The following is a 16,920-nucleotide window of genomic DNA, read 5'->3' as shown; positions in this document are numbered from 1 at the left end:
CATGTCTCCGGACCACTCGGCGGCTGCTCGCCTTCAGCACCTTTCGGCCGAGAGCGCTTCTTCCTCGATCGGCGCCAGTTCGACGCCTGTCGCGTTGCCGGTGACGGCCGCGCAGTCCGAGGTGTGGGTCGGGCAGCAGCTGAACCCGGGCAGCCCGGTCTACAACCTCTCGCTCGTCGTGGAGGTCGCGGGCCCGATCGATCTGGACCGGACGGTCGCGGCGATCCGGAAGACCGTCGCACGGGCCGACGCCCTGCACGTGCGCTTCGAGCGCGGTGAAGGCAACGAATTGCTCCAGGTGCCGACAGCGCCCGGCGAGTGGACCCTGAGCGTCGTCGACCTGCGCCGCGAAGAGGATCCCGAAGCGAGTGCGCGCGCGTGGATGGACCGCGACATGGAGACGGTCGTCGACATCGAGGGCGACGAACCGCTGTTCCGGCACGCCCTGCTGCGCACCGGAGACGAGTCGGTCATCTGGTACCAGCGCTACCACCACAGCCTCATCGACGGGTACGGCATCACCCTGCTCGTGGCGGACGTCGTCCATCGATACGACCATCCGGAACTCGAGACGTCCACGGCGCCGTGGCCGCTCGACTCCCTCGTGGCGTCCGATCGCGACTACCGCGCCTCGGAGCGTTTCGAATCCGACCGCGACTTCTGGATCCGGCAGGTCGTCGACGCGCCGGAACCGCCCCGCCTGCTCCCGCAGGTCGTCGACCACTCCGGGACGCCGATCTCCGCCCTCGTCGAGATCGACGGGGACGACGCCGACGCGCTCTACGCCTTCGCCTCCGATGCCGGGATCCGGCGCACCCGGCTGCCGCTCGCCGCGGTCGTGGCATACATCCACCGGCTCACCGGCCGCCGCGACCTCACGTTGTCGCTGCCGATGACGGCGCGGGTCGGGCGCGAACTGCGCCGCATCCCGGGGATGTGCTCGACGATCCTGCCGCTCCGGGTGCAGGTGGATCCCGAGATGACGGTGGGTGAGCTCGCCACCCGCATCGACACGACGCTGATCTCGGTGCTGCGGCACGGGCGTTACCGCGGTGAGGACCTCGCCCGCGAACTGCGGTCGATCGACCCGGACCGCCAGATCTTCGGTCCCGGAATCAATTCCATGATGTTCGAGCATTCGCTGACGTTCGGCGGATTCCCGGCGTGGGTGCGCGGTTCGGCGACCGGACCGGTCCGCGACCTCGACTTCTCGATCCGCGGTGGGCAGGATTCGGAGCCCATCCAGATCGACCTCCGGGCCCCGGCCGGTCTCGGGGCCGAACTCGAGGAGCACCGCCGTCGGCTCGAGCACTTCGTCGGGCAGATCGTCGCCGACCCGGCGCAGCCCATCGCGTCGCTCGATCCGATGACCGTGGYCGAGCGCCGGCAGTTGCTGGTGGAGTTCAACGACACGGCGTCCCCGCAGGAATCGGTGACGGTCCCCGAACTGTTCCACGCCCAGGTGGCGCGGACGCCGGATGCCGAGGCCCTGATCGCCGGCGACGTCCGGTTCACCTACCGGGAGCTCGGGGAGCGGGTGGCGCAGCTGTCCCACCACCTCCTGGACCGCGGTGCCGGGTCGGAAACCGTTGTGGCGATAGGCCTTCCGCGCTCCGCGGAAATGGTGATCGGACTGCTCGCCGTCATGTGCTCGGGTGGGGCGTTCGTGCCCCTGGACCCGTCGTGGCCGGAGGACCGCCGGACGTCGGTGCTCGCCGACGCTGGGGCCGCCCTCGTTCTCACCGGCCCCGGCGGGGTCACCGACGCGGGGGAGCGGGCCGTGCCCGTCGACCTCGCGGCGTGGGCGCACGCCGGGCAGCCGACCGAACCGCCCGCCGTGACCGTGCAGGGTGCGCGGCTGGCGTACGTCATCTTCACGTCGGGTTCGACGGGCAGGCCAAAGGGGGCCATGATCCGGCACGAGGCCGTCTGCGCGAGACTGCTGTGGCAGCGCGACGAGATCCTGGGATTCGGACCTTCGGACGCGTCGCTGTTCAAGGCGCCGCTGTCTTTCGACATCTCCGTGAACGAGATCCTGCTGCCGCTGGTGGCGGGTGCCAGGCTGGTGGTGGCCGAGCCTGGCGGGGAACGGGACCCGCAGTATCTCCTTGACCTGATCGCGCGCGAGTCGGTGACGTTCGTCTACCTCGTGTCGTCGATGCTGGACGTGCTGCTCGACCTGTCCCGGGGCGCGGACCGGATGTCGGCGCTGAAGCACGTGTGGTGCGGCGGTGAGGTTCTCACACCCCGGCTGTTCGAGAGGTTCCGAGCGCAACTGGCCATCACGATGTACCACGGCTACGGTCCGGCGGAGGCGACGATCGGGGTATCGCACGTGATCTACCGGGAGGACGCCGCGCGGATCGCGACGTCGATCGGGCGCCCGAATCCCAACACCCAGCTGTACGTGCTGGACGAGCACCTGAACCCGGTGCCGCTCGGCACCGGCGGTGAACTGTACGCAGGCGGATTCCTCCTCGGGCGCGGCTATGTGGACGCACCGGAGCTGACGGCGTCCCGGTTCGTCGCCAACCCGTTCGCGAACGACGGATCCCGGCTGTATCGGACCGGCGACCTCGCCCGGTGGGCGCCGGACGGCACCCTCGACTTCCTCGGCCGCGCCGACAACCAGGTGAAGATCCGGGGCATGCGGCTCGAACTCGAGGACGTCGAGGCGGGCATCGTGTCGCATCCCGCCGTCCGGCACAGCGCCGTCGTCGTGCGGCAAACACCGTCGGGTGCACGGTATCTCGCGGCCTACGTCGTGGCGAAGCAGGATTCGGTGCCGGACGTCGCGGAACTGCGGGTCTGGGCGTCGTCGAAGCTGCCGGAGTATATGGTGCCGTCGGCGTTCGTCGTCCTCGATCGGTTCCCGCTCACCCCCAACGGAAAACTGGACCGGCGGGCGCTGCCCGAGCCGGACCTCGGCGCGGCAGGCGAGAACGTCGCGCCCCGCACCGCCGCCGAGAAAACCCTGTGTGCGCTGATGGCCGGTGTCCTCGGGGTGGAATCGGTGGGCGTCACCGACGACTTCTTCGCGTTGGGCGGCGACAGCATCGTCGCGATCCAGCTGGTCAACCATGCTCGGCGGGAAGGGCTTTCGATCAGCCCACGGGAGATCTTCCAGCTCCGCACCGCCGAGGCGCTCGCCCGGGTCCAGGACGGCCGGACCGCGGCCGCCGTGGACTCCGACGACGTCGCCGTCGGTGACGTCCGCAGCACCCCGATCGTCGCGCGCACCGCCGAGAGGGGCGGCGAGATCGCCGCGTTCCACCAGTCGGTGCTGGTGCAGACTCCGGCGGCCCTCGACGAACCTGCCGCGAGGGCGGCCCTGGCGGCGGTGCTCGAGCGGCACGACGCCCTGCGCGCGACGCTGGTCCGTGGTAGCGGAAGCGGCCTCCGCCGCGGGGGTAACCGCTGGACACTCTCCGTGCCCGAACCGTCCCCGTCGGCGGTCGACGGAATCCTCCGGGTCGTCGAATTCGACGGCAGCGCCGAGCAACTCGACAGCGAGACCCGCGCGGCCGTCGCACGGCTCGACCCGGACGCGGGCACGATGCTGCAGGCCGTCCTCTTCTCCGCCGCCGAGGGGTCCGGCCGGTTGCTGCTGATCGGGCACCACCTCGTGGTCGACGGGGTGTCCTGGCGCATCATCCTCGAAGACCTCGCCCGCGCGGGCACCGCCGCGGCGGCCGGGGGCGTCCCCGAACTGCCTCCGGTCGGGACGTCGCTGCGCCGCTGGTCCGAATTGCTGGACGAGCACGCGAAGTCGGGCGCGTTCGACCACGAACTGCCGTTCTGGGCGGACGTCGCGGCCACCGCAGACCCGCTCCTCGGATCGCGTGCGCTCGATCCGGCCCTCGACCTCGCCGGTGACGCCGAAACCCTCACGGTGACATTGCCTCCGGAGTTCACCGGGCCGCTGCTCTCCACCGTGCCCGCAGCGTTCCACGGCCACGTCAACGACGCGCTCCTCACCGGTGTCGCGGTGGCGCTGCAGAGGTGGCGGGACGGCGAACCCGACCCCCTGCTCCTCGACGTCGAAGGGCACGGACGCGAGGAAGACCTCGTGCGCCGCACCGACGGACCCGCCCTCGACCTCTCCCGGACCGTCGGCTGGTTCACCACCGTCTACCCGGTGGTGCTCGACCCCGGTGCGGCCGCGGACGAGGCGGGCATCGCCGACGCACTGAAGGCGGTGAAGGACCAGTTGCGCCGCATCCCGGGTGCCGGGTTCGGCTACGGCGCCCTGCGCTACCTCGGCGTGCCGAAACCGGAACTCGGGCAGGCGCCGACGCCCCAGGTGCTGTTCAACTACCTCGGACGGGTGACGTACGCCGACGGCGCCGATTGGCTGCCGCGGGCGATGGGCGGCGCCGAAGACCCACGGACGCCGCTCGGACATGCCCTCGCGTTCGACGTGATCGCCGAGGACGGCGCCGACGGTCCGGTGCTGCGTACGACGCTGACGTGGGCTCCCGGTGTGCTCACCCGCGACGCCGTCCGGGCCCTCGCCGACGAGTGGACCGCGGTGCTGCGGGTGCTCGCCGGGATCGACCGCCTCGGCGGTCACACGCCTTCGGACTTCCCGCTCGTCTCGCTGGCCCAGCCGGACGTGGACGCGCTGGCGGGCGCGGCCGACGTGCTGCCGCTGACACCATTGCAGGAGGGCATCTACTTCCAGTCGGCGTTCGAGGACACCGGTGCGGACCCCTACGTGGTGCAGCAGGTGATCGAACTGACCGGGCCCGTCGACGCCGCGGCGCTGCACCGCGGACTGCAGACCGTCGTCGACCGGCACGCGGCCCTGCGCGTCGGTGTGCGGGCGGTGTCGGACGGCCGGGTGGTCCAGGTGGTCGGCGACGACGTCCGGGTGCCGATGGAGGTACTCGATCTCACCGGCGTCGCGGATCCGGAGTCGCGCGTGGAAGAGGTACTGGCGGCAGATCGCGCGCGGGGCTTCGACTTCGCCCGCGGACCCCTGCTGCGGTACACGCTCGCCCGGGTGGAACGGGCGAGCGGAGCGACGGGGGGTAATACTGCCAAGTTCCTTCTGCTGCAGTCGATTCACCACATCGTCGCCGACGGGTGGTCGGTGCCGGTGATGTTGCGGGAGCTGATGGCGCTGTACAGCGTCGAGGGGACGCCGCAGGCGCTGCCGATGCCGACGCCCTACCGGAACTACCTCGAATGGCTGGGGACGCGGGACCGCCAGGCGTCGCTCGCGGTGTGGCGGGAGGCGCTCGCAGACGCTCCCGAGCCGGTGGAACTCCCGACGTCCACGACGAAGGGGGAGTCCGGGATCCGCAGTGTCCGGGTGGCGCTGCCGTCGGAAGACACCGCCGCCCTCACCGCGGTGGGCCGGGCCCGCGGACTGACGCTCAGCACGCTGGTGCACGGCACGTGGGGCCTGGTCCTCGGCCGCCTCACCGGCCGCGAGGACGTGCTGTTCGGTTCGACGGTGTCGGGCCGCGGCGGCGACCTGCCCGGCATCGAGACCATGGTCGGCCTGTTCATCAACACCGTTCCCACAAGGCTGCGGTACCGGGCCACCGACACGGTGGCCGGGACCCTCGCCCGGTGGCAGCACGAGCAGTCGACGCTGCTCGACCACCAGTACCTCGGACTGGCCGAGCTGCGCCGGGAAGCGGGACTGCAGAACCTGTTCGAGACGCTGGTCGTGTTCGAGAACTATCCGCTCGGCGACGGCGCGGTCGCGGATCCCTCCGGTGCGGTGCAGTTGACCGGCATCCGTTTCGACGAGCATCCGCCGTACGCGATGACGCTGATCGTGGTGCCCGGTGACGCGCTGACGCTCGAGCTGAAGTACGACGACGCCCGCGTCGATGCGGCGACCGCCACCCGGTTCGCGGAGTCGACGATCGCCTATCTCGCCGAGCTGACCCGGGACGTCGATCAGACCGTGTCCGCCATCCCGCTGGCGCCGCGTGAGCCGATCGAGGCCGCACTGTGCGACGTCGAGGTGGAGTTCCCCGACACGACGGTGACGGCCCTGCTCGAGGAGCAGGCCGAGCGCACACCGGACGCGGTGGCCGTCGTGTTCGAGGACGACCACCTCACGTACGCGGAACTGCACGCGCGCGCCAACCGCCTCGCCCGGCTGCTCGTCGAGCGTGGGGTGGCGCCCGAGTCGAAGGTCGCGGTGGCACTGCCGCGTTCGCTGGATCTGATGGTGGCGCTGCTCGCGGTCGGGAAGGCGGGCGGCGCGTACGTCCCGCTCGACACCGGGTACCCCGCGGACCGGCTGGCGTACATGCTGGCCGACGCGCAGCCGGTGTGCGTGCTCACCGACGGCACCGTGACGTTCGCCGGTTCCGGCGTTCCGCAGGTCCGGGTGTCGGACGCCGACAGTTTCTCGTCCGAGCCACTGACCGGTGTTGCGCTCGTGCCGCAGCATCCCGCCTACGTGATCTACACGTCGGGATCGACCGGCAGGCCCAAGGGGGTCGTCGTGCCGCACGCCGGCATCGTCAACCGTCTGCTGTGGGTTCAGCGGTTCCGGCCGATCACTCCTTCGGACAATGTGTTCCAGAAGACGCCGTCCAGCTTCGACGTGTCGGTGCTGGAATTCTTCGGACCGCTCCTCGCCGGGGCGACGCTCGTGCTCGCCCGGCCGGACGGTCACAAGGACCCGGCGTACCTCGCCGACGTCATCGTGCGGCAGTCGATCACGCGCGTGCATTTCGTCCCCTCGATGCTCGAGGTGTTCCTGGCCGAGCCGGCCGCCGCCCGGTGCACCGGTCTGCGGATCATCTCCTGCAGCGGTGAGGCGCTGCCCGTGGCGTCCGCGCGGCGCGTCGCCGAACTCCTGCCCGGGGTGGAACTCGACAACCTCTACGGTCCCACCGAGGCGTCGGTCGACGTCAGCTATGCCGCGTCCGTTCAAGGAATCGACGCGGCCGCGCCGTCCGTGCCGATCGGTCTGCCGACGTCCAACACCGGACTCTACGTGCTCGACCGGTACCTGCAGCCCGTGCCCGCGGGCGCCGCCGGTGAGCTCTATCTGTCCGGGCCGCAGCTGGCCCGCGGCTACCTGGGCAGGCCCGGGTTGAGCGCGGAGCGCTTTGTCGCCGACCCGTTCTCCCGCGCCGGGACCCGCATGTACCGGACCGGTGACGTCGCACGGGTCGACGCGGACGGTGCCGTCGAGTACCTCGGCCGGATCGACGATCAGGTGAAGCTTCGCGGCTTCCGGATCGAACTGGGCGAGATCGAAGCCCAGATGACCGCCTGCCCCGGCGTGCGGCAGGCCGCCGCCGTCGTGCGCTCGGACCGGCCCGGTCGGCAACAGCTGGTCGGGTACGTCGTCGGGGACGCCGATCTCGCCGACGTCCGTGCGCGCCTGGCCTCGGCGCTGCCGGAGTTCATGGTGCCCGTCGCGTTCGTGAACGTGGCGGAATTCCCGCTCGGCCCCAGTGGCAAGCTGAACCGCAAAGCCCTTCCCGCGCCGGACTTCTCCGTGCACATGACTTCGGGGCAGGCGACCTCCGCACCGATCGTGGCGAGCGGACCGGCAACGGTGCTGGCCGCCCACTACGCCGAGGTTCTCGGTCTCGGGACCGTCGGCGTGGACGACGACTTCTTCGCTCTCGGCGGAGACAGCATCCTCGCCATCCGCCTGGTGAATCTCGCTCGCCGGGAGGGGATCACCGTCACCCCACGGCAGATTTTCGAAGAACGGACGCCGGCCGCGCTCGCGCGACTGGTCGCGGCCACGGCCGTCCCGCAGACGCCGCGGGTGGAGGAGTCTGGCATCGGCGTCCTGCTGCCGCTGCCCGTCGTCCACCGGCTGTCCGAGTGGAGCGGCAGCAAGAACCGCTTCAACCAGGCCGTTCTGCTGCACACACCGGCCGGCACCACCAGTGCCGTCCTCACGTCGGCCCTGAATTCGGTGATCGCTCACCACGACGGCCTGCGGCAGACGCTCACCCGGCACGCACCGGGCGTGTGGTCGCTCGAGATCGCCGCCACCGCCGAGGTGACATTGCGCCGCGTCGACGTCACCGGACTCGACGCCGACGCGCTGCGCGAGACGGTGGCAGGCGAATCCGACGCCGCCACCGACCGGTTGAACCCCGACGACGGCACCATGCTGTCGGCGGTGTGGTTCGACGCCGGCCCGCAGGAACTGGGCAGGCTGCTGCTCGTCGCGCACCACCTGGTGATCGACGGGGTGTCGTGGCGGACCCTGATCGAGGACCTCGCCATGGCGTGGGTGGCCGCCGACAGCGGCGAGAACGCGGCACTCGACCCGGTGCCCACGTCGCTGCGCGGATTCGCCCGCATCGTTACCGAGCAGGCGCAGGAACCGGCCCGCCTGGCCGAACTCGACCACTGGCTGCGGGTCACCGAACCCGGCGCCGACCTGGTGCCCGGCACCGACGGGCATGCCGTCGTGAGCAGCGGCGCCCGGCGGACGGTCCGCCTGGACCGGCAACTGACGACGGCCCTGCTGACCACCGTGCCCGCCGTCGTCGGCGCGGACGTCACCGACGTGCTGCTCGCGGCGCTGCGACTGTCGGCCGACCGCTGGCTCGCCGAGCGCGGACGCGAGAACGACCTGCTGGTCGACCTCGAGCGGCACGGGCGCGAAGAACTCGCCGAAGGCGTTGATCTCTCCCGCACGGTCGGCTGGCTCACCAACGTCACCCCCGTCCGGTTGCGCAGCCGGGCGGGCGCACTCGACACGCTCAAGGACGTCAAGGAACAGTTGCGCGGCGCGCCCGACGGCGGCATCGGCTACGGCATGCTGCGGTACGTCAACGCGCGCACCGCCGGTCTCCTCGCGGCACGGTCCGAATCGCAGGTGCTGTTCAACTACCTGGGCCGCATGCCGCACGTCGCGCCCGGGCCCTGGACTCCCGCGGTCGAATCCTACTCCCTGGCAACCGATCCCGACGCCGACCTCGGCGGTCCGTACCGGCTGGTGATCAACGCGCTGTGCGAGGAATCCGCAGAGGGCACCGAACTGCAGGCCGTGTTCGCCTGGTCGGACGCCGACCTGAGCGAGGTCGACACCGTCGCGTTGAGCGACGGCTGGGTGGCCGCCCTTGGTGAACTCGCCGACGCCGCCGCAGCACACGACGGACCGGCGATGCTCACGCCGTCCGACCTGCCGCTCGTGACGCTGACGCAGGACGAGATCGACCGGATCGTCCAGACGAGCCCGAGCGGGGTCGACACGGTGCTGCCGCTGTCGCCACTGCAGGAGGGCCTGTACTTCCAGGCCGGGTTCGACTCCGGCACCGACATCTACACGGCACAGTTCTCCCTCGACTTCGAGCACCGCCTCGACACCGATCGGCTCGCCGCCGCGCTGCGGACCCTGCAGCGCCGCAACCCCACGCTGCGAGCGGGATTCGTCAGCGCGGGCCTGCCCGCGCCGGTGCAGTTCTTCGGCACCGGACTGGACGTGCCCGTCGCCGAGTTCGACCTGCGCGAACTCGACGAGACCGAACGCGACTCCTACGCCGCACAATTGACGGCGCAGGACCGGCTGACACCGTTCGACCTGACCGCCCCGCCGCTGTGGCGGGCAATGGTGTTGCGACTCGGTGATTCCCACGACCGACTGGTGATCAACCGGCAGTTCCTGCTGTGGGACGGATGGTCCAACGGTCTCGTCGTCAGCCAGCTGCTCGCCCTGTACGAATCGGGCGGCGACGACACCGGGTTCGCCGCCCCGGAAGGGTCCTTCGAGGACTACCTGCAGTGGCTGGCCACCCGGGACGCGGACGCCGCACAGTCGGCGTGGACCGACGCCCTCGCCGGGCTCGACGAGCCGACACTGCTCGCCGCGACGATCACCGGGGAGCCGGAGCCACCGCAGCGCCGGGACGCGGTGCTGTCCGAGGACCTGAGCGAACGGCTCCGGGCCGGTGCCCGCGGCGCCGGTGTCACGTTCAACGCGGTGCTGAACGCCGCGCTGGCGGTCGTACTCGGCATCGAGACGGGACGCCGCGACCTCGTGTTCGGCACCACCGTGGCCGGACGGCCACCGGAGGTCCCGGGCATCGACGCGGTGACGGGCATGTTCCTCAACACCGTCCCCGTCCGGACGACACTGCGCGCCGACGAGACCGTCGCCGACCTGCTGCGGCGAATCCAGTCCGAGCGGTTGGCGCTGACCCCGTACGACTACCTCGGGCTCGCCTCCATCCAGCGGGTCTCCGAGCACCGGCAACTGTTCGACGTGCTCTACGTGCTGCAGAACTTCGTGGACGAGAAGCAGGTGTCGGCGCTCAACGCGGCGCACGACATCAGCGGTGGCGACAGCATCGACCACACGCACTACCCGGTCACGGTCGTCGTGACACCCGGCGTGAGCGTGAAGGTGAAGTTCGAGTTCCACCCGGAGAAGATCTCGGAGTCGCGGGTCGAACGCATGCTGTCGCGGTACGTGACCGTGCTCGAGGAGTGGTCCACGGACCTGTCGGGCATGGTCGGCGGAATCGCCGGTGCCGCAACACCCGTGCCGATCCAGCCGAAAGCCCTGCCCGACGCGACCATCGCCGACCTGTTCGCCGACGCGGCGCTCGTCCGTCCCGACGAGACGGCCCTCGTGTTCGGGGACCGCGCCGTGAGCTACGCCGAACTCGACGCCGACGTGAACCGGATGGCCCGGCTGCTGCTGGGCCGCGGCGCGGGACCGGAACGGATCGTCGCGCTCGCACTGCCGCGGACGGTGGAGATGGTGGTGGCGCTGTTCGCCGTCCTGCGCACCGGATCCGCGTACCTGCCGCTCGAACTGGACCATCCGGCCGAGCGCCTCGTCGCGATGCTCGACGACGCCCGGCCGACGGTCATGGTCACCACGTCGGACGTCGCCGGGACGCTCGCCGCGGCCACCGTCGACACGCTGGCCGTCGACACCCTCGACTTCGGCGCGGTCGCGTCCGCACCGCTGTCGGAGGCCGAACTCGGCGGTTTCGCGCCCGGAACCCCGGGGCGCCTGGACCATCCGGCGTACGTCATCTACACGTCCGGGTCCACGGGCAAGCCGAAGGGCGTCGTCACCCCGTACCGCGGACTGACCAACATGCAGTTCAACCATCGCGAGGCGATCTTCGAACCGGTCGTCGCCGCGGCGGGCGGTCGGCGACTGCGGATCGCGCACACCGTGTCGTTCGCGTTCGACATGTCGTGGGAGGAACTGCTGTGGCTGGTCGAAGGACACGAGGTCCACATCTGCGACGAGAACCTGCGGCGTGACGCGGAGGCGCTCGTCGCCTACTGCGACACCCACGAAATCGACGTCGTCAACGTGACACCGACGTACGCGCAGCACCTGATCGAGGAGGGTCTGCTCGACGACGGTCCGGGGCGGCACCGGCCGCCGCTCGTACTCCTCGGCGGCGAGGCGGTGCCGGATTCGGTGTGGAACCGGTTGCGCGACACGGACGGAACGTGCGGGTACAACCTGTACGGTCCCACCGAGTACACCATCAACACGCTCGGTGCCGGCACCGCCGACAGCGCGACGCCCACCGTCGGCACACCGATCTGGAACACGTCCGCCTATGTGCTGGACGCCTGGTTGCGTCCGGTTCCGGACGGCGTTCCCGGTGAGCTGTACATCTCCGGGGTGGGGTTGGCCCGCGGCTACCTCGACCGGTTCGCGTTGACGGCGGAGCGTTTCGTCGCCGACCCGTTCCGTCAATCCGTACGTATGTATCGGACGGGTGACCTCGTGCGCCGGCGTGACGACGGGAACCTCGACTTCCTGGGCCGCACGGACGATCAGGTGAAGATCCGCGGTCACCGGGTGGAACTCGGCGAAATCGCCTCGGCGCTCGAAGCGCTGGACGGCGTGCGCCAGGCGGCGGTCGTCGTCGACTCGGGGCCGGGCGGGTTCAAGCGGCTCGTCGGCTACGCCGTACCCGTGAGTACTTATCAACCGCCGGACGTTAACAAGTACTCACAGGCGCTGCGCGCAACGTTGCCGGACTACATGGTGCCCGCCGCGGTCATCGAGGTCGACAGGCTGCCGATGACGGTCAACGGCAAACTCGACGTCAAGGCGCTGCCGTCCGCGGACGACGTGCTCGGCCGGAGCGGCGGTGCGCGCACCGAACCCCGCACCGACACCGAACGGGTGCTGTCCGAATTGTTCGGCGAGATCCTCGGCGTTCCCGCCCCCGGGGTCGACGACGACTTCTTCGACCTCGGCGGTCACTCGCTGCTCGCCACCAGGCTGATCAGCCGGGCACGGGCCGCGCTCGACACCGACCTCACCATGCGCGACCTGTTCGAGGCGCCGACGGTGGCCGAACTCGCCACCCGGATCGGCGACGACACCGCGTCGACGCGTCCGGTGCTGGCGGCCAGGCCACGGCCCGAGCATCTGCCGCTCTCCGCTGCGCAGCAACGCCTCTGGCTCCTGCAGCAGATGGAAGGGGCGTCGGTTCAGGATGGGGCGGGCCCCGCCGTCGCCTACAACTTCCCGATCGTCCTGCGACTGCGGGACGCACTCGACCCGGAGGTGTTCGAGCAGGCGCTGACCGACGTGGTGTCGCGGCACGAGTCGCTGCGCACCGTGTTCGGGGAGCACGACGGGGAACCCGTGCAGGTGATCCTGGACGACGTCCGCCCCGACGTCGCGGTCGTGGACGGCACCGGGGCCGATCTGGTCCGGCTCGTCACCGAGACCGTCGGCCGGCCGTTCGACCTGGCCACCGAGATCCCGGTGCGCGCGAGCCTCATCCGGGTCGGCGACGAGCAGGTGCTGGCGATCGTGCTGCACCACATCGCAACCGACGAGTGGTCGGACCGGCCGTTCCTGCGGGACCTGATGACGGCGTACGCCGCTCGCGCGCAGGGTTCGGCACCGGGCTGGGAGCCGCTCGACGTCCAGTACGCCGATTACACGCTGTGGCAGCGCGACGTCCTGGGTGACCCGCAGGAGAAGTCCAGCCTCGTCAGCCGTCAACTCGACTACTGGGCGAAGACCCTCGACGGGGCGCCGGAGGAGTTGGTGCTCCCCGCCGACCGCACCCGGCCGGCGCGGCCCAGCTTCGCGGGCGGCGCCATCGAGGCGACGCTCGACGCCGCGACGACGCGGGCGCTCCGTTCGCTCGCGCGGACGTCGGGGACCAGCATGTTCATGGTGCTGCACGCGGCGTCGGCGGCGTTGCTGCACCGTCTCGGCGCGGGCGACGATCTGCCGATCGGGGCACCGGTCGCCGGCCGCAGCGAACAGGGCCTCGACGACCTGATCGGGTTCTTCGTCAACACCGTGGTGCTGCGGACGGACGTGTCGGGCAACCCCACGTTCGACCAGCTGCTGGCCCGGGTCCGCGACACCGACCTGGCGGCCTTCTCGCACTCGGACGTTCCGTTCGAAACCGTTGTGGAGAAGGTGAATCCGGCGCGGACGCTGGCCCGGAACCCGCTGTTCCAGGTGATGGTCGGCTACCACAGCCGGACGTCCGATTCGGCGCAGGCCGCCGGATCGGCCCTCACCCCGGTGGTGTTCGAGGAACGCACGGCCAAGTTCGACCTGGTGTTCAACTTCACCGAGTACCTCGACGACGACCGGGTCGAACTGCGCCTCGAATACGGTTCGGACCTGTTCGACAAGGCCACCGCGGAGAAGATCGCGCGCAGGCAGGTCGAGGTGCTCGGCGCCGTCGCGTCCGACTCGGGGCGCGCCATCGGCGACCTCGACGTGTTCCTCGGCGACGAACGTGAACTGGTGGTGCACGGGTTCAACGACACCGCACAGCCGGTGGCGGAGGAGACGTTCTACGAGGCGTTCGCGCGCCACGTCGCCGCGACCCCCGACGCTGTGGCCGTCGTCGACGCCGCGGGCGAGGTGACGTATGCGGAGCTGAGTGCCCGCGCCGACCGGATCGCCGCGCTGCTGCATCGCCGCGGCGTCTCGGCCGAAGACGTTGTGGGTCTCGCGGTCCCGAGGTCTTCGCAGATGGTGGCGGTCGTGCTCGGGGTGCTGAAGCTCGGGGCGGCGTACCTGCCGCTCGACCTGAACCACCCGTCCGACCGCATCTCCTACATGCTCGCCGACTCCGCGGCGCGGGTGCTGGCGACCACGGTGGGGGAGAGCCCGCGCATCGCGGAGGCCGACGGCCTCGTTCGCGTTCTGCTCGACGACGAGTCCGTCGTCACGGAGCTCGAGGCCGGGTTCGACGGACCGGTGCCGCAGCCCCCGCGGGGCCTGAACCATGCCGCGTACGTCATCTACACGTCGGGCTCCACCGGTAAACCCAAGGGCGCGATCCTCACTCACGACGGGATCTCCAGCCTCGTCGCCACCGCCGAACAGCGGATGAAACTCGTCCCGGGCTCGGTGGTGATGCAGTTCGCGTCGATCGGATTCGACGTGGCGGTCTTCGAGTTGTCGATGGCGCTCTGCACGGGCTCCCGTGTGGTGATCGTGCCCGACGAGTCCCGCTTCGCCGGACCGGAACTCACCGATTTCATGGCCGCGCATTCCGTGACGCACGCGATCATTCCGCCGTCCCTGCTGGCGGCGCTGCCGTCCGGATGCGACGTCCCCGAGGGATGTACCGTGCTGGTGGGCACGGAGACCGTGCCGCCGGAACTGATCGGACGGTGGGCGGAGCGGCTCAACCTGCTGGCCGCCTACGGTCTCACCGAGGCCACCGTCAACAACACGTTGTGGCAGGCGGAGCCCGGGTGGAACTCCGCTGTGCCGATCGGCATCCCGGACCCCAACGAACAGGCGTACGTCCTCGACGACCGCCTGCAGCCGGTGCCGCCGGGGGTGGCGGGCGAGTTGTACATCGCCGGCCGCGGACTGGCGCGCGGATATCTCGGCAGGCCCGACCTCACGTCGGTCCGGTTCGTGCCCAGCCCCTTCGGCGACGCGGGCACCCGCATGTACCGGACCGGTGACCGGGCGCGCTGGCGGGCCGACGGCAACATCGACTTCCTCGGACGCGTCGACGACCAGGTGAAGATCCGTGGGTTCCGCATCGAACTCGGCGAGATCATCGCGGCCCTCGGAAGCCATCCGGCCGTGAAGCAGTCGGCGGTCGTCGCCGATCGGTCCGGCGACATCGTCCGCCTCGTCGGCTACGTCACCCCGGCCGACGGGCACGGGGCCGGGCAGATCGATCCGCAAGCAGTGCGGGAACACGCCGCCGCGCGCTTGCCCGACTACATGGTGCCGACTCTCGTGGTCGTGCTGGACGGCGAACTTCCGTTGACCCCCAACGGGAAACTCGACCGCAAGGCGCTGCCGCTGCCGGACTGGTCGGCCCTGACCGGGGACGGCACTCCGCAGACGCCGGAGCAGAAGGAGATCGCCGCAGCGTTCGCCGAGATCCTGCACCTGCCGTCGGTCGGCATCCACGACAACTTCTTCGACCTCGGTGGTAACTCCATGGCGTCGATGCGGCTGGTGGGCCGGATCCGTGGGCGGTTCGCCGTCGACATCGGCATCCGGGACGTGTTCGACAGTTCCACGGTGGCCGAACTCTCCGCGATCGTCGCGGCGGCCGCGTCCACCGGCAGGCCGGTGCTGACGGCGTCGGACCCCCGGCCCGAGACGCTTCCGCTGTCCGGGCCGCAACGCAGGTTCTGGAAGCAGTTCCGGGCGGCGGGCGCCGACGCCCGCGCCAGTCACGCACTGTCGCTGCAGCTTCGCGACACCGTCGACCCCGAGATCCTGGCGCAGGCTCTCGACGACGTCACGACGCGGCACGAACCGCTGCGCACCGTGTACGTCGAGGTCGGGGACACCGTGTTCGCCCAGGAGGCGGTGCGGCCCGCCCTCGAACTCGTCGACGTCGACGACGGGGACGTGCACCGCACGGTCTTCGAGTTGGCGCAGGCACCCCTCGACCTCACCGAGCACGCACCGCTGCGGGTGCATCTGGTGACCGGTGCGGACGGCACCCAGGCGCTGCTCCTCGCGATGCACTACATCGCCGTCGATGAATGGTCCGTGGTGCCGTTGCTCGGTGACCTGATGGGCGCATACGCCGCCCGCTCACACGGCGGCGAACCCGAATGGGACCCGCTGCCCGTCGGATACGCCGACTACGTGGTGTGGTCGCAGGCACTCGCCGGCGATCCCGGGGACCCGGACAGCCGCCGGTCCCGTCAGCTCGCGTACTGGCGCGAGACGCTGGACGGGATGCCGTCCCGGCTCGAACTTCYCGCCCCGGGCATTCGCGGACCGCGGACGGCGGAGATCGTGCCCGTCGAGATCGACGCGGAACTGCACAGCGCGGTCACGAAGTTCGCGAGCGACACGGGCACCAGCCTGTTCATGGTGTTGCAGGCGGCGCTCGCGACCGTGCTGACCCGGCACGGCGCCGGCACGGACATCCCGCTGGGGTCGCTCGTCGCGGGACGCACCGAGGAGACGCTGGACGCGCTCGTCGGCTGCTTCTTCAATATCGTTCTGCTGCGAACGGATACGAGTGGTGATCCCGATCCCGTGGAGTTGCTGCAGCGTATCCGCGCTGGAAATCTCGACGCGCTGGACAACCAGGACGTGGCCTTCGCCGACGTGGTGGAGGCGCTCGGCGACACGCCGGTGCTTCGTCCGCAGGTCATGATCGTTCATCACGAGCAGGCCAGGCTCGGTCACCTCGACGCGCTGGGCGGCTTCATGCCGGTGCCGGTGGGTGTGCCGGATTCGGATCTGACGCTGAGCTTCTACGAGCCGATCGGCGGCGGACCCGTCCACGCATATTTCTCTTTCTCCTCGGATGTGCTGGATGCCGAGGAGGTCCGTGGCTGGGCGTCGGAGTTGTCGGCGCTGGTCACCGCATGGGCGCAAGGCGTCCGATGATCAAGAGTGATCTAGATCGCAGTTCTGGGGCGGACTTCGCCGCCTCGGGGGCCGGAAGTACTTGGTACTGTGCTCGAAATAAGGATAGGCTTCACTATCTTGCCGGAAGACAGACG

Annotated in this window: 1 protein-coding gene; it reads left to right on the top strand. The window is 70.4% G+C overall.

All coding sequences use genetic code 11. The features are described 5' to 3' along the window. Position 1 precedes the first annotated feature (1 nt). Complete coding sequence (locus AC1DWT_RS25925) at positions 2 to 16,804, top strand: amino acid adenylation domain-containing protein (protein WP_477922794.1); 16,803 nt, start codon at positions 2 to 4, stop codon at positions 16,802 to 16,804. Positions 16,805 to 16,920: the final 116 nt, after the last annotated feature.

Source organism: Rhodococcus sp. P4_B6 (genome assembly GCF_056402215.1).
This window is presented reverse-complemented; position numbering and strand designations above follow the sequence as displayed.